The sequence below is a fragment of the Aeromicrobium sp. YIM 150415 genome, assembly GCF_016918125.1.
In the GTDB taxonomy this organism is placed as follows: domain Bacteria; phylum Actinomycetota; class Actinomycetes; order Propionibacteriales; family Nocardioidaceae; genus Aeromicrobium; species Aeromicrobium piscarium.
Genome location: NZ_JAERWM010000017.1, coordinates 1 through 20,940, shown reverse-complemented (window position 1 = coordinate 20,940; position 20,940 = coordinate 1). Strand labels below are relative to the sequence as shown.

Annotated in this window: 18 protein-coding genes; 9 read left to right on the top strand and 9 right to left on the bottom strand. The window is 64.2% G+C overall.

The genetic code is table 11. The features are described from left to right. Positions 1 to 17: 17 nt before the first annotated feature. Entirely contained in the window at positions 18 to 1,154 is a 1,137-nt protein-coding gene (locus tag JL108_RS11565) for an acyl-CoA dehydrogenase family protein (protein ID WP_205198432.1), read from the bottom strand. Next, positions 1,151 to 2,338 (bottom strand): acyl-CoA dehydrogenase family protein, encoded by a 1,188-nt coding sequence (locus JL108_RS11560; protein ID WP_205198431.1) that lies wholly within the window; start codon positions 2,336 to 2,338, stop codon positions 1,151 to 1,153. Before JL108_RS11560 ends, JL108_RS11565 begins: the two co-directional genes overlap by 4 nt. Before the next feature lie 201 nt (positions 2,339 to 2,539). On the opposite strand from JL108_RS11560, the gene JL108_RS11555 reads away from it, so the two are divergent. From JL108_RS11555 to JL108_RS11545, 3 genes are all read left to right on the top strand, one after another. Next, on the top strand, positions 2,540 to 3,928 hold the full coding sequence (locus JL108_RS11555; RefSeq protein WP_205198430.1) for an aldehyde dehydrogenase family protein: 1,389 nt from the start codon (positions 2,540 to 2,542) through the stop codon (positions 3,926 to 3,928). A gap of 312 nt (positions 3,929 to 4,240) precedes the next feature. Then, complete coding sequence (locus JL108_RS11550; protein WP_205198429.1) at positions 4,241 to 4,990, top strand: cyclase family protein; 750 nt, start codon at positions 4,241 to 4,243, stop codon at positions 4,988 to 4,990. A 78-nt stretch (positions 4,991 to 5,068) separates the two neighbouring features. After that, entirely contained in the window at positions 5,069 to 5,959 is an 891-nt protein-coding gene (locus JL108_RS11545) for an enoyl-CoA hydratase (protein ID WP_205198428.1), read from the top strand. A gap of 91 nt (positions 5,960 to 6,050) precedes the next feature. Here JL108_RS11545 and JL108_RS11540 read toward each other — a convergent pair whose 3' ends face one another. Continuing rightward, positions 6,051 to 7,763, bottom strand: coding sequence for a class I adenylate-forming enzyme family protein (locus JL108_RS11540; protein ID WP_205198427.1), 1,713 nt, complete (start codon positions 7,761 to 7,763; stop codon positions 6,051 to 6,053). A gap of 159 nt (positions 7,764 to 7,922) precedes the next feature. Between JL108_RS11540 and JL108_RS11535 the strand changes: the two genes are divergently transcribed. From JL108_RS11535 to JL108_RS11520, 4 genes are all read left to right on the top strand, one after another. Continuing rightward, entirely contained in the window at positions 7,923 to 9,404 is a 1,482-nt protein-coding gene (locus JL108_RS11535) for a carboxylesterase/lipase family protein (protein WP_205198426.1), read from the top strand. A 38-nt stretch (positions 9,405 to 9,442) separates the two neighbouring features. Further along, positions 9,443 to 10,294: an amidohydrolase gene (locus tag JL108_RS11530; protein ID WP_205198425.1), complete on the top strand. Its 852-nt coding sequence runs from the start codon at positions 9,443 to 9,445 to the stop codon at positions 10,292 to 10,294. Beyond that, positions 10,188 to 11,072, top strand: a complete 885-nt coding sequence (locus JL108_RS11525) for an enoyl-CoA hydratase-related protein (protein ID WP_240190974.1) — start codon at positions 10,188 to 10,190, stop codon at positions 11,070 to 11,072. The genes JL108_RS11530 and JL108_RS11525 overlap by 107 nt, the downstream gene beginning before the upstream one ends. 130 nt (positions 11,073 to 11,202) lie before the next feature. Continuing rightward, the gene (locus JL108_RS11520; protein ID WP_205198423.1) at positions 11,203 to 11,739 is read left to right on the top strand and encodes a nuclear transport factor 2 family protein; all 537 of its coding nucleotides are present in this window, start codon (positions 11,203 to 11,205) and stop codon (positions 11,737 to 11,739) included. 94 nt (positions 11,740 to 11,833) lie between these two features. Here JL108_RS11520 and JL108_RS11515 read toward each other — a convergent pair whose 3' ends face one another. From JL108_RS11515 to dctP, 6 genes are all read right to left on the bottom strand, one after another. Continuing rightward, a complete protein-coding gene (locus JL108_RS11515) occupies positions 11,834 to 12,646 on the bottom strand; it encodes an SDR family NAD(P)-dependent oxidoreductase (RefSeq protein ID WP_205198422.1) in 813 nt (270 codons plus the stop codon). Next, positions 12,643 to 12,858, bottom strand: coding sequence for a ferredoxin (locus tag JL108_RS11510; protein ID WP_205198421.1), 216 nt, complete (start codon positions 12,856 to 12,858; stop codon positions 12,643 to 12,645). The genes JL108_RS11515 and JL108_RS11510 overlap by 4 nt, the downstream gene beginning before the upstream one ends. 76 nt (positions 12,859 to 12,934) lie before the next feature. Next, a complete protein-coding gene (locus JL108_RS11505; RefSeq protein ID WP_205198420.1) occupies positions 12,935 to 14,356 on the bottom strand; it encodes an MFS transporter in 1,422 nt (473 codons plus the stop codon). A 123-nt stretch (positions 14,357 to 14,479) separates the two neighbouring features. Further along, positions 14,480 to 15,574, bottom strand: coding sequence for a zinc-binding dehydrogenase (locus tag JL108_RS11500; RefSeq protein WP_205198419.1), 1,095 nt, complete (start codon positions 15,572 to 15,574; stop codon positions 14,480 to 14,482). Positions 15,575 to 15,724: 150 nt separating this feature from the next. Next, the gene (locus JL108_RS11495; RefSeq protein WP_205198418.1) at positions 15,725 to 16,252 is read right to left on the bottom strand and encodes an HtaA domain-containing protein; all 528 of its coding nucleotides are present in this window, start codon (positions 16,250 to 16,252) and stop codon (positions 15,725 to 15,727) included. Positions 16,253 to 16,386: 134 nt separating this feature from the next. Next, positions 16,387 to 17,511: a TRAP transporter substrate-binding protein DctP gene (gene dctP, locus JL108_RS11490; RefSeq protein WP_205198417.1), complete on the bottom strand. Its 1,125-nt coding sequence runs from the start codon at positions 17,509 to 17,511 to the stop codon at positions 16,387 to 16,389. A 378-nt stretch (positions 17,512 to 17,889) separates the two neighbouring features. On the opposite strand from dctP, the gene JL108_RS11485 reads away from it, so the two are divergent. Continuing rightward, positions 17,890 to 19,497 (top strand): FAD-dependent oxidoreductase, encoded by a 1,608-nt coding sequence (locus JL108_RS11485; protein ID WP_205198416.1) that lies wholly within the window; start codon positions 17,890 to 17,892, stop codon positions 19,495 to 19,497. Between the two features lie 173 nt (positions 19,498 to 19,670). Continuing rightward, positions 19,671 to 20,813, top strand: a complete 1,143-nt coding sequence (locus JL108_RS20490) for a cytochrome P450 (protein ID WP_205198415.1) — start codon at positions 19,671 to 19,673, stop codon at positions 20,811 to 20,813. Positions 20,814 to 20,940: the final 127 nt, after the last annotated feature.

Sequence of the window (20,940 nt, the reverse complement as noted above, 5' to 3'; positions counted from 1 at the left end):
GCCGACCCTCAGCCTCGTCACTGCGCGTCGAGTACCAGCGTCGCGAGACGGTCCAGCTGTTGAGTCGTCGTGCCCAGCGTGAGCCCGTCAGCGGTCGCGCGCTTGAAGTACAAGTGGGGCGAGGCTTCCCACGTGAAACCGAGGCCGCCGTGCAGCTGGATGGCGCCCGCGCAGACGGCGAGATAAGACTCGTTCGCGACCGCCAGCGCCAGGCTGGCAGCGAGCTGGGCATCATCGATCGAGTCGTCTCCTTGCGCCCAGACCCCGTGATATGCGGCGGAACGTGCTGTCTCGACGTAGATCAGCATATTGGCGCAGCGATGTTTGACCGCCTGGAAGGCCCCGATGGCCTGGCCGAACTGCTTGCGGCTGCTGACGTGTGCGACCGTCGCGTCCAACATGCGCTGACTCCCGCCCACCTGCTCGACGGACAAGAGGACCGAGGCGACGTGAATCGACCGTTCCAACGCCGCGCGGGCTGCGTCGCCTGAAGCGAGAAGCTGGGCACGCGCGCGGTCGAAGGACAGAGCTGTCTGGTCGCGAGTGAGATCGAGTGTGGTCAGAGATGTCCTGTTCACGCCCTCGGCGGTGCCGTCAACTCCGAGCAGCGCCAGTCCGTCGGGCGTGCGCGCGATCACCAGCAAGAGGTCTGCTGCGCCACCGTCGATGCACTGAGCGACGTTGCCTGTGATGAGCCATCGATCCCCCTCGCGTGCGGCCTCGAGCGTGACCGCGGACTCCTCGAAGGCTCCGGTGAACAGGGGAGCCACGACCGTGGCAGTGCGAGTGCCGGCACACAGATCAGGTAGCAGTCTCTGTTTGACTGCGTCGTCCTCCAAGGCGACCAGCGCAGGCATCGCCAGACCCACGGTCCCGAAGACCGGACCGCACAGGAGGGCTGCGCCGAGCTCCTCGACGACGACGGCTTGGGCGACCAGCCCGGCACCGCCACCCCCGTACTCCTCTGGCACCGCCAGTCCGAGAACGCCGAGCTCGGAGCCCAGCCGTTGCCACAGCGACGGATCGAAGCCATCGCCTTCCATCGTCTCGCGGACCACCGACTCGGGAGAGTAGGCAGCGCAGAACTGACGGACGATCGAGCGGAGTTCAGCGATCTCCTCGCTGAACTCGAACTCTGGAGTGGTAGCGGTCATCGTGGAACGTCCTTCCAGGGGATGCCCTTATCGGCGCGTAGCTCTTGGGGGAGCTTGAGAACACGTTCGCCGATCACATTGCGCATGATCTCCGAGGTCCCGCCCTCGAGGGTGGTGGCACGTGATCTCAGGTACTTACGTTGGATCGCGGCCGGACCCGATTCATCGTCGAGTGCGTCCAGCGAGTAGGTATCGATCAGCATGCCTTCCGGTCCCAGCAGTTCCATGCAGAACTCGTGGACGGCCTGGGCGAGCTCGGAGTTCAGCAGCTTGATGATGGCGCTCTCCGGGCCGACTACGCCGGCACGCGCCGCCACCCGGGCACGATCACCGGTCAGACGCTGACCCTCCGCGCGCACCCACAGCCTGGTCAGTCGGTCACGTAGAGCTGGAGTATGTCGTTCAGGGTGCGCGGCCCAGAGGGACAGTGCATCGCCGATCACGCCACTGCCACGGGCGGAGACGCGATCGCCGAGGGAAGTCCGCTCATCACCAAGCGTGCTGTTGGCGACGATCCACCCCTCGCCGACCGCTCCCAGCCGCTGGCTGTCGGGGATATGAAGATCATCGAGGAAGACCTCATTGAAAGCCGCGCGGCCGGTGATCTGCCGCAACGGCCGTACCTCGACTCCGGGTGCGGCCATATCGACGATGAAGAACGTCAGTCCCTTGTGCTTCGGCACATCCGGATCAGTGCGAGCCAAGAGGATCGCCCAGCGGGCGATGTGAGCGTGGCTGTTCCATACCTTCTGACCGTTGACACGCCAACCGTCGCCGTCCCGCACGGCACGAGTAGCCAGCCCCGCGAGATCGGAGCCGGCACCGGGTTCGCTGAACAACTGGCACCACTTCTCGTCGCCCGTCGCCAGTGGCCGAAGCAGCCGAGCCGCCAGTTCAGGTGACGCGTATCGACGCAGAGTTCCCGCGACGATCCCGTAGCCGATGCTGTTCACCGTCCTCGGCTCAGGCCCGCCAGCGTCTCGCAACACTCGATTGACCGTCGGCTGCAGGGAACGCGGTGCGTCCGATCCGCCCAGCCCGACGGGAAAGTGGACCCACGTCAACCCCGCGTCGTACCAGGCTCCCATCAGCTCTGCCGTCGGTGTCACCTCCGGGGGGTGTTTCTCGACGACACCGCGGGCGGCATCCACGACCGCCCCGGGATCGGCGGAGTTGGTGGTCATCGGCATTCCTCCCACATGGTCGCTAAGTTGAGCTAGAGTCTAGCAACAACATCACTAGGGCCGTGAAGGCGGTGGCGAATCTGCCCATGCACTTCCTCTGTATTAAAGAAAAAATGGACGTACTGCATCTTCTTCACCCTCTTTTCCCTTTATGCTTTTCGTAGTAGTGTTTCAGGAAATCTCGCGCTTACAGGAGGATCGATGGCAACCACGAAACCGCGGGGAGGCTACCGCACGCTCAACCCCGCGACGGGTGAACTGCTGCGTGATTACCCGTCGGTCGATGACGTCGAGCTGGAACGCCAGTTGGAGACCGCGCACCAGGCCTACCTGTCGTGGCGTGACGTACCGATCGCGGAGCGTGTCGCCCTCTTCAGCAAGGTCGCTGACATCATCGAGGCCGAGTTGCCTGATCTGGCGCATCAGGTGTCGTTGGAGATGGGAAAGATCGTCCCCTTCTCGCTGGGTGAGGGCTCGGGCGCGGTACGGATGTTTCGTTACTACGCGGAGCATGGCCCGGAGCTGTTGGCCGATGAGGTCGTCGAGGTACCGGGATTCTCCCGAGTCGTCGTCCGGAGAGACCCAGTGGGAGTGGTCCTCGGCGTGGAGCCGTGGAACGCGCCGCTCTTCCAGGCGATGAGGGCGACGGCGCCGAACCTGATGCTCGGCAACACGGTGCTGTTGAAGCCCGCGGAGATCTGCGCGGGCTCCACCCTGATGTTCGATCAGATCTTCCGCGAGGCGGGTTTCCCCGAGGGTTGCTATCAGACACTCCTCGCGACCACCGATCAGGTCTCGAGTCTGATCGCCGATGATCGGGTGCGTGCGGTGACACTCACTGGGTCCGATCGAGCCGGTTCGGCGGTCGGGGAGCAGGCGAGCCGGAACATCAAGCCCGTGGTACTCGAGCTCGGGGGTTCCGATGCCTTCATCGTCCTCGACTCGGCAGATGTGGACGCCGCGGCGACCACGGCGTCGACCTGTCGGCTCCTCCTGGGAGGCCAGGCCTGCGCTCTGCCCAAGAGGGTCATCGTGACCGATGGCATCGCCGAAGAGTTCACGGAGAAATATGTGGCAGCGTTCTCCGAACAAGTCGTGGGAGACCCCTTCGACGACAAGACCACCGTCGGTCCGATGTCCAGTCAGGAGGCGGCCGACCTGCTCCAGGAGCAGCTCGACGATGCCGTCGCTCACGGTGCGACCGTGCTCCTGGAGGGGGGCAAGGTCGATGGGCCGGGAGCCTTCTTCCGCCCTACGGTCATCACCGATGTCACTCCGCAGATGCGGGTCTACCGCGAGGAGCCCTTCGGTCCCCTCGGCATGGTCTTCCGTGTAGCTGACGCGGAGGCCGCTATCGCCTTGGCCAATGACAACCCCTACGGATTGGGCGGCGCCGTCTTCGGGGAACCCGATGAGGCGATGAGGATCGCCCGAGCCCTGGATACTGGCGGCGTGGGCATCAACGGCTTCCTGGGGTCGCCGGTGGAGATTCCCTTCGGGGGCACGAAACGATCAGGGGTGGGACGAGAGCTCGGCCGCACCGGCATGGATCAGTTCGCCAATATCAAGACCTACGCTGTGAACGGTTGATCTGCGGACGCGGGCCTCGTTCGCCCCACGTGCAGGCCTCGCGCGTTCTATCCCCGACCATGAATGGAGAGTCCCATCGCTATGCCACACGCCGTCTCGCCCCGGCGCCGCTATTCCAAGGAAGAGCTCGACGCGATGGCACGTCGCTATCGAACGTGGGGGCAATGGGGCCCGCGTGACGAGGCCGGATCTCTCAACTACATCACACCGGACAAGGTTAAGGCGGCGGCTGGTCTCATCCGTCGAGGCACGATGTTCTCACTCGCTATACCGCTGGATCGCGAAGGTCCGATGCCCGGACACTCGGCACGTGTGAATCCGCAGCATGTCATGTACAAGCACGGCGGAGACATGCTCGCGGACTGGGAGAACGCCAGCTCCGGGATGCAGTCGACGGATGACGGCGTCTACATGCCGCTCCAGTCGGCCACGCAGTGGGACGCCTTCTGTCACGTCTTCTATGACGGAGTGACCTATAACGGCCATGGTCCGGAGTCGGTGACCAGCCAGGGAGCCGTCCACAACAGCGTCTCGATGCTCGCCGACCGGGTGGCCGGGCGTGGCGTGCTCCTGGACTTCCCCCGTTTCTACGGAGTCGACTGGCTCGAGCCCGAGGACGCGATCCAGGACATCGACATCGACGCATGCGCCCGACATCAAGGGGTGGAGATCGGCGAGGGCGACTTCGTCCTGGTCCGTACCGGCCACATGCTCCGTCGCCGTGGCGAGGACGGAGGGGGCTGGGGTGACTATGCAGCCGGTCCGGCACCTGGCTTGGGGCTGAGCGCAGCCGACTACCTCCTCCCGCGCAAGGTCGCGGGGGTGGCCTCGGACACGTGGGGGCTCGAGTCGGTCCCCAGCGAGTCTCTGCCCGAGGCGAAGTATGGATTGCACGTGATCTTCCTGGTCAACGCAGGCGTACTGATCGGCGAGATCTGGGATGTGGAGGAGCTCGCTGCGGACTGTGCTAACGACGGCGTCTACGAGTTCTTTCTCGCAGCGCAGCCGCTCACGGTCACCGGGGCCGTGGGGTCACCCATCAACCCGATCGCCATCAAATGAGTTTTCTCCCCGTCGGTGTCTTCAGCACTGGGCGGGTCGAAGGGACATGTTCGGATCGCGATCGCTGAGAGGAAGCCGATGTCGGACTATCGATTCATCACCTACGAGCTGCTCGATGACGGCGTGATCGCACGGATCATGCTCAATCGTCCGCGCTATCGCAACGCGCAGAACCGGGGTCTCCTCGTCGAGCTGGACGAGGCGATGCTGCGGGCTGAGGCGGACGACGACGTGCGGGTCGTGGTCCTCGGGGGCGAGGGCATGTCGTTCTCCTCAGGGCACGACATGGGGACCCCGGAGAGAACGGTAGAGCGTGCCGAGGGGCCGGACCAGCATCCGACGTTCCGCGATCATGGGGCTACCCGGCTGAGCGCGGAACGGCGGATGACCCAGGAATGGCACTTCTACTATCAGAACTCCCTCCGCTGGCGCAACCTCCGCAAGATCACCATCGCCCAATGCCAGGGCCCGGTCCACGCCGCGGGTCTGACGTTCGCATGGTCCTGTGACCTCATCGTCGGGGCGCAAGGCACGACCTTCGCCGACCCCGTCGGCACCAGGCTGGGGATGTGCGGCGTTGAGTACTTCGCCCATCCCTGGGAGTTCGGCGCCCGTAGGACGAAGGAACTGATGCTGACAGGCGGTGAGGTCAGCATCGAAGAAGCTCACAGCATCGGCATGGTGAGTCAGATATTCCCCGCAGAGCAGCTCGGCGAACTGACGCTCGACTATGCCCGGGAGATCGCGCGGCGTCCGACGATGACGGCCCTCATGATCAAGGAAGCGGTCAACCAGACCCAGGACAACCAGGGCTTCTACAACTCCTTGCAGGCGTGTTTCAGTCTTCACCAGATCAATCACGCTCATTGGGCGGAGATCCACGGTGGGGCGGTCGCGCACGCCACGGTCGAGGATGGCGCTGTCGAGTGGCGTCCTCGACCCGCAGCCCGAGAGGCATCCGGCGAGTGAGCCGATCCTCATCGGATCTCTGACGGGGCAGGGGGTCAAGATCTCCGGCCCCTACCCCGTCATCGAGAAGCGGTTCGGACCGCTCGACGTCCTATCCGTGCGCGGTCGGTCGGACCAGCTCATCCAGGCCGTGCTGTCCGATGATCTCGCGTTTGATGATCTTGCCGCTGGGGGTCCGAGGGAGCTCCTCGTCGACGAGTGCGAATCTGACCGGTACCTTGAACGCAGCGAGCCGCGCTGCGGCGAACTCACGAAGCCGGGATTCGTCGAGCGAGCTGCCGGGGGCCTTTCGCACGACGGCGACGAGCTCCTCACCGAGGGTGCGATGGGGCGCCCCGAGGGCCGCCGATTCGATCACCTCGGGATGCTCGTTGAGCGCAGACTCCACTTCCGCGCAGTTGATGTTCTCACCACCGCGGATCACGACATCCTTGAGACGGCCCACGATGTAGAGCAGGCCCTCGTCATCGAACTTCCCCAGATCGCCGGTGCGGAACCATCCGTCCTGGAACTCCTCCGCTTCATCGAGGTCCAGGTAGCCGCGCACGACCTGCGGAGCGCGGACGGCGATCTCTCCCTCGCGGCCGGGATCGAGACGCTCGCCCTTCTCGCCCAGGATCGCGATATCGACCGTGGGCAGTGGGCGACCGACACTGTCGGGGTGACGTCGAAAATCATCCGCGGAGATGGAGACGACGCCAGACGTCGTCTCGGTGAGGCCGTACCCGGTCCGTGGGGTGACCTGCTCGCCGAATTGTCTGCTCAGCTGGGCGATCAGCTCCTTGGGCGCGGATGCGCCGCCCAGGCCCATGACCCGTAAGGAGCTCAGGTCCCACGGGCTGTCGACGGCGGCGTCCAGGAAGGTCTGCACCACGAAGGGCGGCCCGGCGAGTTCGTTGACTCCCTCTGTCTCGACGAGGCTCAGTGCCTCCTCGGCATTCCATTTGTACATCAGCACCAAGGTGTGTCCCGAGTACGCGGCGGTGTACAGCGTATTCATGCCGGCGATGTGGAAGAAGGGGAATGTCACGAGTTTCACCGACGGCACCGGAGGCAGCACCCGCAGCGGCGTCGAACTGTTCGGCGGGGTCACCCTGACTGCTCTGATGAACTTGTTCAATAGTGACGCGCTGTGATTGCGATGGCTGTGTTCGACACCTTTGGGGCGCGCGGTCGTCCCCGAGGTGAACATGATGGTCGCGACATCTTCGGTCTCGATGGCGACGGTTGGAGGCTCGTCGATCTGACCTCGACGAGTGAGAAGTTCTTTGAAATCTATGACGCCGCCGGGCAGCGTCTCGCAGCGGACACCGACGATGGTGCCGACTCCGCTGTCGGACCGGTTTCCTGACGTCAGCAGGGAGATCCGTTCCTGGTCGGCGACCAGCACCGCCGGACGGGCACGGGCGACCAGCTCGGTCAGTTCTTGCTGTTTGAGCCACCCGTTGAAAGGGACCACCACCGCACCGAGAAGTTGAGCGGCCCAGAAGGTGAAGATGAACTCCGGGTAGTTACGCATCGCCAGCCCGAGCCGGTCGCCCTGTCTGAGCCCCAGGTCGTCGCGCAGGCCGTGGGCCAGGGCGATCACCAGGCTCCACTGGTCGGTATAGGTCCACCGCTCGTCGCGGTACGCGACGGCCAGGCGATCGCCGTGGGACCGCGTGGCGAGAAAGGCATCGCGGAGGGTGCGTGGTTCTCGATCGAAGGTCTCCAGCAATTGGCCGTCTACGATGAGCTCCGATAGCGGGAAGCCGCCATCGGGCCCCGTCAACAGCTTGAGTCGGGCTCGCTCGTTCAGCGTCATCGGCCTGTCCGTCCTTACTGTCTCGCATGTGCAGCGTCGAACACTGGACTCACATGAACGGAAGCCGGACGAGGCCAGCCCGCAGTGATCTTGTCTTCAATGTTCCAGTAATGTTTGATGATAGCAACAGGCAAGAGAGTCGTAGAGAGGTGTATGACCATGGACGTCACGATCGCCCAAGGGGCCTTCCGCGGGGCTCCCATCGACGGCACCAGCGAAGGTCGGACGTTCAAGGGGATTCCCTACGCCTCAGCGCCGATCGGTGACCTGCGTTGGGCGGAACCTCGGCCACCACAACAGCACGACGGCACCGCAGACGCCACACGCTACGGTCCGACTGTCTCGACGCCGCCGCAGCGTTCGCAGGTGCTCGATGAGCTGATCCCCGATCCGTCGCGTCCAGGGGAGAATGGGCTCAATCTCAACATCTGGAGCCCCGATATCAGCGCGAGCGCACCTGTGTTCGTCTGGATTCACGGGGGAGGCTTCGCCACGGGTGCGGGCTCTACCTCAGCTTTCGACGGGTCGGCCTTCGCCCGTGATGGTGTGGTGGCGGTGACCATCAACTACCGGCTTGCGGCGGAAGGGTTCTTGCACCTCCCCGGAGCGCCCGGCAACCGCGGCCTCCTCGACATGGTGGCAGCGCTCGAATGGGTGAGAGACAATATCGCCGCTTTCGGCGGCGACCCTGACCGGGTGACGATCGCCGGAGAGTCCGCCGGGGCGATGGCGGTGTGCACCTTGCTCGCTGTGCCGCGCGCCCGAGGTCTGTTCCATCGGGCGATCGTCCAGAGCGGGTCGGCGCACCATGTCCATCCGCTCGAGCGCGCCGAACTGGTTGCTCCCGAACTCGCGGCCGAACTGGGCGTCGAGGCGACAGTGGCTGGCTTCTCTGCTGTCCCTGTTGAGGAGCTGCACGCGGCGACCAACACGGTGATCGGCCGGTTGACCTCAGGACAGGACCCACGGTTCGCTGAATTCCGGCGGCTCGCCTTCCAGCCGGTGATCGACGGGGACGTGCTTCCCGAACATCCGATCGACGCCATCGCTGCCGGGGCAGGAGCCGGCGTCGATCTCCTGATCGGGACCAATGCCGATGAGTATGGCCTGTTCGTCGGCCCGACCGGGATGGCGGACAAGCTGACCGAGGAGATGCTCGTCGAGACGACGCGGCGGCTGGTCGACGATCCCGCCGACCTCGTCGACATGTACCGTGCGGAGCGTCCCGGAGCTACACCAGCGGAGCTGTTCGTCGCGCTGCAGTCGGATTGGTTCTGCGTCGCGCCGGCGGACCGTCTGCTCGGGGTGCTGCGTGCGGCGGGGCGCCCGGTCCATTCCTTCCAGTTCGCGTGGAACCCGCCGACCTACGAGGGCATGCTCGGCGCCTGCCATACGCTGGAGATCCCGTTCGTCTTCGACACCCTCCGCGATCCATGGGGACGTGCGTTGCGAGGCGCCGATGCTCCGCAGTCCCTGGCGGACGAGATGCATGCGGCGTGGGTAGCCTTCGTCCGCGACGGCGACCCTGGTTGGCCTGAGTACGGCGATCGACGGAGGGTGCGTCGTCTCGACGTCAGCAGCACCACCGTCGAGGATCCGTTGGCGTTGACGCGGCAGATCTGGGACGGACGGCCTTTGTGACATCCGCAGAATCGTCTCCAGAGCTTGGGCGAGAGGGCATGACGTCCAGGCCGATCCACGTGATCGACGCCCAGATCCATGTCTGGAAGGCATCCACGCCCGATCGCCCATGGCCTCATGACGCGATAGAGCCGCAGCGCGCCGAGCCTCTGGAGATCCCCGAGGTGCGCAGGAGAATGGCCGACGCGGGGGTGGCCGGAGCTCTGCTTCTCGGACCCACCTGGGAAGGCTCGCGGAACGACTACGTGCTTCAAGCTGCTGCTGAAGACCCGGCTGTCTTCGGCGCCATATGCCGCTATGCCACCGGCGACCCGGCGGCCGTCGAGCGCCTCGCCGACTGGCGGACGACGACCGGGATGCGAGCCATCCGGATGTCTTTGAACCGCGGAGACGTGGCTGGGACACTCGGTGCTGCTCATGAGAGCGGCTTCTTCTCGGTCGCGGAGCGCCATGGCATCCCACTCAGCATCTATGCGCCTGGACGTTACCGCCTCTATCGCGAGTTGGCCGAGCGGTATCCGGCCTTGAAGATCACGGTCGACCATGCCGCATTGGACTCGATCGAGACATCCTTGTCCGATGCGGTCGCGCCTCTGAAGGCACTCGCCGTGTATCCGGGAATCACCGTGAAAGCATCGGCATTGCCGTGCTTCGTCGACGAAGAGTATCCCTATCGGTCGATCAGCGAAGCGGTCTACCGTCTGGTGGAGGCGTTCGGAGCCGAGCGAGTGTTCTTCGGTTCGGACCTGTCACGCCTGCCGGTGCCTTACGGAAAGCTGGTCGATGTCTTCGTCGATCACGTGCCTGAACTCTCCGAGGACGAACGTGTCTTGGTGGCGGGAGGGGCGCTCACAGCCTGGCTCGGCTGGACGGAACCGTTCCGTGGGTGAAGCCTGGGGCAGATCGGAGCTGGTGAGAGCCGAGACACGAGGAGCGGTTCTCGTGGTGACGCTCGACCGGCCGGAGAAGCGCAATGCCATCAATGAGGAGATGACGTGTGCGCTCGATGCCATCTTCAACCGGGCTGAGAGGGACGATGCTGTACGGGCGTACGTGTTGGCGGCTCGAGGAGATGTCTTCTGTGCCGGCACTGATCTGATCACCGGCGCGGGGCCACACACCTCAGCGGGCGGCCAGTACGGCCTGGTCCGGCGTGCTCGCACCAAGCCTCTGATCGTCGCCGTGGATGGTCCCGCGCTGGGCGGCGGCTTCGAGCTGGTGCTGTCCGCCGATATGGTCGTCGCCTCACGACGCGCGTGGTTCGCGCTGCCAGAGACGACGCGGGGGCGGGTCCCGGCCGCCGGGGGGTTGCACCGCGCGCCGGACCGGCTTCCACGGAATCTCGCGATCGAGATGATGCTCACCAATGCCCGTCTCGGGGCGGATCGAGCGCGGGCGGTCGGCCTTGTCAACCGCCTCGCCGCACCCGGTGAGGCGCTGTCCATGGCGATGGAGCTCGCGATGGAGACGTGCCGAAGCTCTCCAGAAGCGGTGACCCACGTTCTTGGCGGTGTGCGGGTCATCGACGAGGTGACAGAGGCGACTGGCTGGGCTGTCACGTCGGCAGCCAAACTGGCGATGCTGGATTCCCCCGATCACGCGGAGGGCGATGCAGCCTTCATCGAGCATCGTCTGCCCGCCTGGACGCCTCCTGAGACATCGGCGTAAGCGCGCCTGCGGGTCGCTGAGAGCGCCACTCGGGCGATCGGAGACTCGATGCCACCAGCGTCTCGACGCGGGAAGCTCTCCGGGATACGCTAATAATCATAATTGAAACTAAATTGCAAAAGGAGTACGTATGGGTGTGGCACCGGACGTGGACGCAGTGGCGGACAAGCTGGCTCTCACCGAGCTCGTCGCGCGGCTCGAGCAGGCGGTCGACCGGATGGATCGTCAGGGAATCCTCGACTGCTACTCGGAGAAGTCCTTCGACGACCATGGACGATTCCGCGGTAGCCGCGAGGAATTCGCCGAGTTCATCTGCAACAATCCTGGATTCACCTCGGCGTCGAAGTTCATCTACCATCTCATGGGCCAGTCGATCTTCGAGATCGAGGGCGACGAGGCGTACGGTGAATCGTATTTCGCCTACTGGATGCAGACCTCGGAGGACCGGCTCTATCAGTCCATCGGCCGCTATCTCGACTATTTCGAGCGCGCCGAGGACGGATGGCGAGTCACGTATCGTCGAGTGGTGATGGAGTGGGATGGCACGCTGCCTTGTGAGAACGCTGTTCCCGGTGGTCATTTCCGGGGGACGAGGGATACGAGCGACCCGCTCTACAAGCGGTTGAAGTGGCCGGAAAACCCGGACTCGCCGACCTCGGCCGGTTGAGTCGAGCAGGACGGTCCCGGCACGTTCCACTGCGGTGCAGCGTGCCGGGACTGTCGTGTTTCCGGAGCGAGAGGTGGCCGGCGATGTGAGATTCTCAGATCGAGAGGCCGCCGTCGGCCACGATGATCTGACCGGTCACGAATGACGCGTCATCGGAGAGGAGAAAAGCCACCACGCCGGCTACTTCAGCTGGATCGGCGATTCGGCCCATGGGAATCCGGGCACGAAGTCGAGCTTCGCCCTCGGGATCCAGCAGACGGTCGATCATCGGGGTGCGCATGTGACCGGGCCCCACCGCGTTGACACGGACCCCTTGAGCAGCGTGGTCGCGCGCCGCCGCCCGGGTGAGCCCGAGCAGGCCATGTTTCGCGGCTGCGTAGGAGGCGATCCCTGGGGTCTGAACAGTCGTGCTGGCATAGGAGGCGACATTCACGATCGCCCCGTTCCCGGTGGGGACCATCGCCGCGAGCTCGGCACGCATCGAGCGAAAGACCGCCGTGAGGTTGAGGTCCAGCGTCGATCGCCACACATCCTCGGAATAGGTCATAGACGGCTGAGGGGCGGGACTGACCCCGGCATTGTTGACCGCACCGTCCAAGCGCCCGAACGCGTCGACCGCTCCGCGGACGAGCTCCTCGGCGTGACCGGGCGAGGTGATATCGCCGGGCAGTGAGAGAGCTTGGACGCCGAGCTTCTCGACCGCGGCAGCGACCTCATCACAGCGGTCGGTTCGCCGGCCGGTCAGGATCAGATGAGCGCCTTCTTCCGCCAGCCGAAGGGCACAGGCCTCGCCGAGCCCACTGGTGGCGCCGGTGACCAGCATGACCCGGCCGGCGAGTCGCCGTGCTCGCGGGCGCAGGACATCGTCTTCGCCGATATTGCTCACTGTCATACGCGGTTCTCTCATTCGGTCTCGCTGATCGCCTGCATCGGACACATGTCGATCGCCATGGCTATGCCACGTGACTCGGCCTCGGGCAGAGGATCGGAAACGAATTCCCGCGTGGCTTCCTGGCGAAGCGCTAGAAGGCCGGTGTCGTCGAGGGAGAAGAGATCGGGAGCCGCGAAGGCGCACTGACCATGGTTCTCGCACTGTTCTAGGTCGACACGGAATCTCATCGGGATCTCCTTCTTGGTCTGATGCATCGGCGTCCGAGGGTGGAATAGGTGAGAGCTCGTTCGGGGGTGAGTGGACTCAGACGACTGCGGGTGTGGGCTTCTTGTTCACGGCGGCAACCTCAGCGTCGGCTATGCCCGGCATGATCAGGGCGACGGAGGCCGCTACCAGGTACGCGATGCCGAGCATCGTGAATCCGAGGGTGTAGCCGGTTTCGACGGGATGCCCCGAGGATGTGTGATGGGCTGTGACCAAGGCCGTCATGGCCGCAGTTCCGATCGCTCCGCCGATCGAGCGGATGTTGGAGACCATGCCGTTCGCCACGCCGGCCTGCCAGGGGGGAACAGACGCGACGACGGTGACGGTCAAGCAGGCGAGAACTATCCCCGAACCGGCGCCTTGGATCGCCGTCCAGAGATAGATCATCCAAGGCTGGTCGTGGGCCGTGCCCATCCCGATGAAGGCCGCGGAGCCCAAGAGCATCGCTACGCAGGCCACTCCGCGCACCGGAAGGCGCTCCAGGATGCGGTGCGCGAATATACCTCCTAGAAATGACGTCAAAGCCCAGGGGAGCATGAAGATCCCGGTCTCGGCGATGGACGCTCCCAGACCGTAGCCCGCGGCGCGCGGAGTCTGCAGCAGCTGAGGAAGAAAGCCGAACGCACCGAACATCCCGAAGCCGCTGAGGAACACCACGAGGTTGCTGGTCCAGACACCGCGAGCGCGCATCATGCCGAGGTCGATCAACGGAATACGGCTACGTCGTTCTGCGATGATCCACGCTGCGAAGAGGAACGGCGTCGAACCGGCCAGGCCGATCACGACGGGGGAGGACCATCCCCAGCCGGCGCCCCTGCTGACGACGAGGAGGAGTGCCACCAACCAGCCGGTGAGCAGGATCGCCGGAGCGAGACTGGGCAACGCGAGTGTCGTGGGTGGTGATGACGGCACGACGATGCACGCGCCGACCAGGATGGCCAACGTGACGGTCATCGGCAGCCAGAAGAGCCCCCGGATACCGACGAGGGAGACGATGGGGCCACCGATCACCAGTCCGAGCGCGAACCCTACCGCGGTCAGTGATGAGATCAGACCGATGCTCCGCGTGAGCCTCGTGGGCGGGCTCGTATCGCGCAGGATTCCAAAGGATATCGGCAGAAGCGCTCCGCCCGCTCCCTGCAGTAGTCGGGCGACGATGAGCCAGCCGATATCGGGCGCGAGGGATGCCACAGCACCCCCGAATGTCAGTACGCTCAGTGCGGCGATCAGCGTCCGTTGCTTGCCGATCGAGTCACCGAGCCGACCGAGAAGGGGTGCGACGATGGATGCTGCCAGCAGATAGCCTGTCAGCAGCCAGGTGGTCGAGCTCTGGTCGCTGTCGAAATGTTCCTGGATCTGCGGCAGGACGGGGACCACGAGAGACTGCTGCATGGTGAAGGTGCCGACGGCTCCGCAGAGGACCACCAACGTGAGTCGATGGCGTCGGACTGGATCGTTCATGTGGGTACCTCGTCGTCAGGCTCAGGCTCGTTTTCCTCGTGACGGTCACCGCGCTCTACAGCGTGTGCGACCAGGCAAGCCAGTCAGCCGGAATGGGGTGATCGCGATGCCGCGCGACAGCCTCTAGTTCTCGAAGTCGGTCACGACGATCCGCGCGACAGACGGATCGGAGAGGCTCTTGTACGCCTCATCGATCTCACTGAGGCGAATCGTCTGGGTGACGAGGTCGTCGAGGTTGAACCGGTCTTGCTGGTACAGGTCCACATACATCGGGATGTCCGATTTCGGGTTGGTCGAACCCATATAGGCGCCTTCGATGCGGTACTTGCCCATGAGCATCTCGAAACTGGAGAGTTCGAGCCCTGCGGTTCCGGTGCCGACCCCGACGAGGTAGAGTCGGCCGCCGCCGGCCGTCGTCAGCATGTCAAGGCCTTGTCGCTGCAGTCCGGCTGCCCCCACGCAGTCGATGACGTAGTCGGCTCCGTCCGTGATCTCCCGCACGCGCCTGACGCTGTCCTCTTCGGCCGAGTTGACGACATGCGTGGCCCCGAAGGCCTGGGCCCGGTCGAGCTTCCCCTCGGAGATGTCCACCGCGATGATCGTGGTGGCGCCAGCAACGCGTGCGCCGCTGATGGCGCTGAGGCCGACTCCGCCGGCGCCGAGAATGACTACTGACGATCCGGCCTCGACTCGTGCCGTGTTCAGCACGGTCCCGGCGCCTGTCACGACCCCACAGCCGATCAGCGCGGCTTGTGCCCAGGGCATGTCCTTGGGAAGCTGGACCAGCTGAGCCTCGTGAACGAGCATCTGTTGGGCGAAGCCGCCGAGCGCCATCCCCTGGTAGACGGCGTCGCCGTCGACACTGAGGCGCGGTGGCTCGGAGTCTGCGCGCAGTGTCGCCTCGGTGCTCTGACATTCGGTGACTCGTCCCCCGAGGCAGCGTCGGCACCGTCCGCAATACTGGATCAGGCAGCCGACGACGTGGTCGCCCACCGAGAACTCAGTGACCTGCGGCCCGACGGCGGTGACGATGCCGGCTGGCTCGTGGCCGTAGAGAGCTGGAAACGGATGATGGCCCGAGTGAGCGGAGAAGAGGTCGGAGTGACATAGCCCGGCGGCGCGTAGCTCCACCAGCACCTCGCGGCCGATCGGGTCGGCGATCTGCACCTCTTCGATGCGGAACGGAGAACCGGGCTCGCGTACCAAGGCTGCTCTCATAGGGATGATCTCCTCTCGACAGGTCGTCGCCGTCGGCTCGAACGCACCTGCGCCGTGACGGCTGTTCTCGTGGGCGTGGCCGCGCGAGCCGAGCGCGACGAATAATCATTCGATATTAAGTTAGACACGACAAAAGGACAATTGACAAGATCATTGCTCGGATCGCTGCCTGCTGACCACGGTGATGGGGTCGAAGGGCTCGCCTGGCTGGTATACCCCGTGGAAGACATCGGCTCCTTCTGCTGTCAGCCGCACCTCCGTGACCGTGCGGATGCGAGTCTCCCGCAGTGCTGATCGTGCCGTGATCCCCGATAGCCGAACGAAGCTCAGACGCTCTCCGGATTCGTCGCGCGGATTCCGGATGCTCAGGATCCCCCCTCCATCGGGCCCGAAGGTGAGCCACGGATCGGCGACCCGGACGTCGAGTAGTCCGCGATGGCCGCTGTAGCGCACGTCGCCGCGAAAACACATCGTTACTCCCTCGGGGGCGTCGTCATCGACGGCTGCGAGCGGATAGATGAGCTCGTTGTCGGAGTTCGCGTGGACGCCGTCACCCAGCCACGCGCGTCCATCAGGCAGTCCTGCAACGTATCGGGCAAAGCTCAGTTTGATTCGCCAGCGCAAGCCGGGGACAAGATCAGCGAAATCCGTGGTGGGGACGGTTGGCGTGACCGACATGAATTGATCCTCGTCCGATCCTGGTGATCTGTTCGACGACTCCGTAGGTCTCGTCTCTACACCCGTGAAAGAAACCAGGAGAGCCTCCCGCCCAGCGTCGAAGAGGCTCTCCTGGTGCAGTCCGGTCCGGTGGATCAGCCGGCGAGATCCTTGAAGTAGGAGCCTAGTTCTTGGCTGAGCCCTTCGAAGTCGATGGACTCATCCGCGTTGCGGTAGGCCTCTTTCATCGTCTCGGGGTCGGCATCAGCGGCCAGCGGTTCAGCGGTCAAAAAGTCCTGGATCGTCTCGAGCCAGGTGGCTAACGCTTCCTCATACTCGTTGATGAGGGTGTCAGGATCGCTGACGGCATTGGGCGGATCGGCGTAGATCTCCTCGACATTCTTCTCTTGCGCCTCGCGAAGGGTCCGGTTCAGATCGGAGGCATCGAGCCATTCGATACCTCTCTCATCGATGAGATCCACCATCTCGCCGTAGCCTTCGAGATTGCCTCGGAGGCGGTCGGCCGCGTAGCCGCCAAGCTCCTCCAGCAGAATCTTCTGCGCTTCCTCGGGCAAGCCCGTCCAGGAGTCGAGATTCATCTGGTAGCTGGTACCGCCAGTCGGCGAGAGCTTCAGCGGCAGGTAATACTCGGCGACGTCCAGCAGTCCGAGAGCGATGAAATTATGGCCTCCGTCGGATGCGGTGGCGCAGTCGATGACACCGCGTTGCAGTGCCTCGAAGATCTCGCTCGAACTGGTCTGGACCGGTTCCATTCCAAGCGCTCGCGCCTCCTGCGCGTGCAGTTCACCGACCACGCGGATGCGCACGCCCTTGGCGTCATCGAGGTTGCGCACAGGCTTGCTGCATACCGCTGGGCTGAAACCGCCGGAGAGCCCGGCAAGGAGCATTTTCACGTTCTGATCGTCGAGCTCGTTCGTGACATCGGCGTTGTCGGAGAATACCTGCGTCTCCGCGGGCAGCGCCTGCATCTGCGATAGGGGGAACTCGGGAGAGAGGGTACTGGAGCCGGCGGAAATCCAGTTCATCACCGGGAGCTGCTCAGCGGATTGGCTGATAGCTACGGTGGCGATATCTGCGACGCCATCGCCGAGAGCGGGGAAGATGGCATTGGACTCGAGTAGAGAGTTAGCGAAGAAGAACTCGATCTTCACCTTGCCGTCGGTGCGTTCAGCTACGCGCTCCGCGTAGGCGGTCAACGCCTGCCCCGCGGCGCTGTTCGGTCCGCTGCTCTCGCCGAACTTCAGGGTCACCGGTTCCATAGACTCGAGGGTCTCATCAGATGACTCACTGCCTGAGCCGGAACCAGCACATCCTGCGGCGAGCATGGCAGAGGCGGCTGTCGCTACCGCCACTGTGGTCTTCCATGGTCGTTTCTTCGAGATCGTCACTGCCGTTGCCTCCGGGCTTCTGTCAACCGCTCGACCCATCTGTGGTCGACCCAATGTGATCTATATCATGTTGGTGTTATTATGTGCTTGTCAACATCGAGTGAGGCTTCGTGGAGGTAGGTCGGACGACCACGACGCCATATGCGTTGGTAAACGAGCGAATAGTTGGTCTCTGTGAGGCTCCGGCAGATGTCCTTCCGGTCCTGGCAACAAGTATTGGAATCTCTAGAACACGATTGGGTCAGCGGCATGACGTATGTGATCACCAAGAACTGCTGCAGTGACGCGTCGTGCGTAGCGGTTTGCCCTGTGCAGTGCATCCGGCCCCGGCCGGGTGATGCCGACTTCCTGACGGTCGAGCAACTGTACGTGGACCCGGTGTCGTGCATCGACTGTGGAGCCTGCGCCGACGCCTGCCCGGTCGATGCGGCTCTCGACGCGACGATGTTGACGCCGGAGAGCAGCCGTTACCTAGAGATCAATGCGGACTACTTCACGGAGAATCCGATCGAGGACAACCTCATGGTCGGCGACCCCGTGCGCCGCCTTCCGCGAGACCGGCCGCTGCTCAAGGTGGCCATCGTCGGCTCCGGACCCGCGGCCTGTTACACGGCTGAAGCGCTCACCGATATCAGGGGAGTGCACATCAGCGTCTTCGACAAGCTTCCGCTGCCCTTCGGGCTGGCGCGCACCGGTATCGCGCCCGACCACGCGGACACCCGGCGGATCATGGAGCGATTCCACGACGTGCTGATGCGTCCGAACGTCGACTGCTATTTCAACGTCGAGGTGGGTCGCGACATCACGGTGGAAGATCTCCTGGGATTCCATCACGCCGTCGTCGCAGCCACCGGGGCGGCGGGGGACCGCGTGCTCGCCCTGGCAGGCGACGAACCGATGATCACTCGACCGGCACGCGAGTTCGTGGGTTGGTACAACGGACACCCGGACCATTCGAGTGCGCAGTTCGATCTGACCGGCGACCGAGTGGTGGTGATCGGCAATGGCAATGTCGCCCTGGATCTGGCCCGCACATTGGTGCGTGACCCGAGGCAGCTCGAGAGCACTGACATGGCGTCCCACGCGGTAGAGGCACTTCACGACAGTCGCGTACGTGAGGTGATGGTCACGGGTCGCCGCGATTCATCGGAGGCGGCGTTCTCGACCGGCGAGCTCATGGAACTGGAACAACTGGACGGCGTCGACCTGGTGGTCGACCCGGCTGAGCTGGCCGGATCGGAGGAGCCACGGTGGCGCCGGGAAACTCTGGCGCGTGCTGCCACAAGGGAGATCGACGACGCTCGACGACGTGTGGTCCTCCGTTTCGGGCTTACCCCGTTGTCAGTGGATGAGGACGACGGCGTTCTCAACGTGACATTCGGGAAAGCTGACGGCGCTACCGAGGTGGTGCGGGCGTCGCTGATTCTGCGCGCCGTGGGATATCGCGGTGTGCCGCTGGACGGTGTGCCCTTCGACGACGAGCGAGGCACCGTGATTCACGATCATGGCAGGGTCCTGCGATCCGGATCGAGCGAGCAGATGAGCGGCGTCTACTGCGTCGGATGGATCAAACGCGGCGCTATCGGTGGGATCGGTGCCAACCGGTTCGATGCCAACGAGACCGTCGAGAGCCTGATCGCTGATTTCGCGAGCGGGGACCTGGCTGATCCGGCTTGTCACGACTTGGAAGAGCTGTCGGCGTTGATCACGGCCAGACAGCCGAGGGTCGTGGACAAGGCCGGTTGGCGACGCATCGAAGATGCCGAGGCCGGACGAGGCGATCTCGAGGGCAGGACCCGGGTGCGATTCGTCACCATCGAGACGATGCTCGCCGCCAGTGGTGAACCGCCCGGTTAGTGGTTCTCCGAACTCCACCACGGCGGACGGCAGCGGTCGCCGAGACATTCTCATCGCCGACGACGAACACGAGATAGAGAGGGATGTCGATGAAGATCGATCTGCTAGATCCAGAACAGTTCAAGGGCGGACAGCCATATGACACGTTTCGCTGGTTGCGCGAGAACGACCCTGTGCATTGGCACGAGGAGCCTGAGGGCGCGGGGTTCTGGGTGCTGACACGACACGCGGATATCAAAGCTGTCGAGAACGACTGGGAGACTTTCTCGTCGGAGCCCACGACGGTGATCGACGACACCCGTGTGGTGGCGGATGAGACCCACTGGCACCTGCTGATGTCCGACCCCCCTCACCACACCGCACATCGCAAGTTTCTCGCCCCGGAGCTGAGCTTGCCGAGCGTCCGAGCGCGGCAGCACGAGCTGGAAGATCTGGTGAACGCGGTCATCGATGAAGTCATCGAGGAGGGAGAGTGTGACCTGGTCGAGGACATCGCGGGCCGAATGGCGAGCTACGTGATCGCCGACCTGATGGGGTTGCCCCGCGAGGAGTCGCTGACGCTCTTTCACGCCGCCAATGTGCTCGTACGGGGTGGAAGCGTTCAGACCGGTGAGGGCAAAGATGCCCTGGCGATGATGTACAGCCATGGGAAGGAGGCATGGGAGCGCTTCAGCAATGCCGAACCGGGTGATAGCGGTCTGTCGAGGATCGCGCACGGTGAGGTTCTGGGACGCAAGGAGGACATGCGTCAGTTCCAGATCGATTTCCATCTGCTCGTGTCGGCCGGCTCGGATACGTCTCGCAATGTCCTCACCACCGGAATGATCGCCCTATTGGAGCATCCCGAGCAGTTTCAGATGCTGGTCGAGGACACGTCTCTCGTGCCGCGAGCTGTGGAGGAGATGCTGCGATGGCATGCTCCGATCGTGTACCAGCGGCGTACCGCCACCAAGGATGCGGAGATCGGCGGACAGCAGATCGCGAAGGGACAGAAGGTGGTGTCCTACTACGGCGCCGGCAACCGGGATCCTGAGGTTTTCGACGACCCCGAGGTCTTCGATGTGACGCGCACGTCGAATCCGCATCTCACCTTCGGTTCAGGTCGGCACTTCTGTCTCGGCTCCCATCTGGCACGTGCTGAGCTGACGACCATGTTCACGGCGTTGCTGGAGCGCATGCCTGACCTCCGGGCCGCCGGGCCGGTCACCTGGTACGACATCGAAGAGATCCCCGCGGTTGCTGGGCCTCACTCGTTCCCGATCTCCTTCACGCCAGGCCCCAGGCTCACCGACGTCATGGCCGATGCTGTGTCATAAGGACGGGTCCGGGGCGCGTCATAGCAGCCCATGATCATGAGCACGACGATGAGGTGGTGTCGAGCGAGGCGCGTCACCACCACAACGTTTACCGCTGGAGGTAGATGCTCTGCCAACGGCCGGCGAC

What these genes read in the sequence shown, in the direction of transcription:
- JL108_RS11565 (WP_205198432.1), bottom strand. Translation starts at nt 1,154, where the DNA reads ATGACCGCTACCACTCCAGAGTTCGAGTTCAGCGAGGAGATCGCTGAA.
- JL108_RS11560 (WP_205198431.1), bottom strand. Translation starts at nt 2,338, where the DNA reads ATGACCACCAACTCCGCCGATCCCGGGGCGGTCGTGGATGCCGCCCGC.
- JL108_RS11555 (WP_205198430.1), top strand. Translation starts at nt 2,540, where the DNA reads ATGGCAACCACGAAACCGCGGGGAGGCTACCGCACGCTCAACCCCGCG.
- JL108_RS11545 (WP_205198428.1), top strand. Translation starts at nt 5,069, where the DNA reads ATGTCGGACTATCGATTCATCACCTACGAGCTGCTCGATGACGGCGTG.
- JL108_RS11540 (WP_205198427.1), bottom strand. Translation starts at nt 7,763, where the DNA reads ATGACGCTGAACGAGCGAGCCCGACTCAAGCTGTTGACGGGGCCCGAT.
- JL108_RS11535 (WP_205198426.1), top strand. Translation starts at nt 7,923, where the DNA reads ATGGACGTCACGATCGCCCAAGGGGCCTTCCGCGGGGCTCCCATCGAC.
- JL108_RS11530 (WP_205198425.1), top strand. Translation starts at nt 9,443, where the DNA reads ATGACGTCCAGGCCGATCCACGTGATCGACGCCCAGATCCATGTCTGG.
- JL108_RS11525 (WP_240190974.1), top strand. Translation starts at nt 10,188, where the DNA reads ATGTCTTCGTCGATCACGTGCCTGAACTCTCCGAGGACGAACGTGTCT.
- JL108_RS11520 (WP_205198423.1), top strand. Translation starts at nt 11,203, where the DNA reads ATGGGTGTGGCACCGGACGTGGACGCAGTGGCGGACAAGCTGGCTCTC.
- JL108_RS11515 (WP_205198422.1), bottom strand. Translation starts at nt 12,646, where the DNA reads ATGAGAGAACCGCGTATGACAGTGAGCAATATCGGCGAAGACGATGTC.
- JL108_RS11510 (WP_205198421.1), bottom strand. Translation starts at nt 12,858, where the DNA reads ATGAGATTCCGTGTCGACCTAGAACAGTGCGAGAACCATGGTCAGTGC.
- JL108_RS11505 (WP_205198420.1), bottom strand. Translation starts at nt 14,356, where the DNA reads ATGAACGATCCAGTCCGACGCCATCGACTCACGTTGGTGGTCCTCTGC.
- JL108_RS11500 (WP_205198419.1), bottom strand. Translation starts at nt 15,574, where the DNA reads ATGAGAGCAGCCTTGGTACGCGAGCCCGGTTCTCCGTTCCGCATCGAA.
- JL108_RS11495 (WP_205198418.1), bottom strand. Translation starts at nt 16,252, where the DNA reads ATGTCGGTCACGCCAACCGTCCCCACCACGGATTTCGCTGATCTTGTC.
- dctP (WP_205198417.1), bottom strand. Translation starts at nt 17,511, where the DNA reads ATGGAACCGGTGACCCTGAAGTTCGGCGAGAGCAGCGGACCGAACAGC.
- JL108_RS11485 (WP_205198416.1), top strand. Translation starts at nt 17,890, where the DNA reads ATGACGTATGTGATCACCAAGAACTGCTGCAGTGACGCGTCGTGCGTA.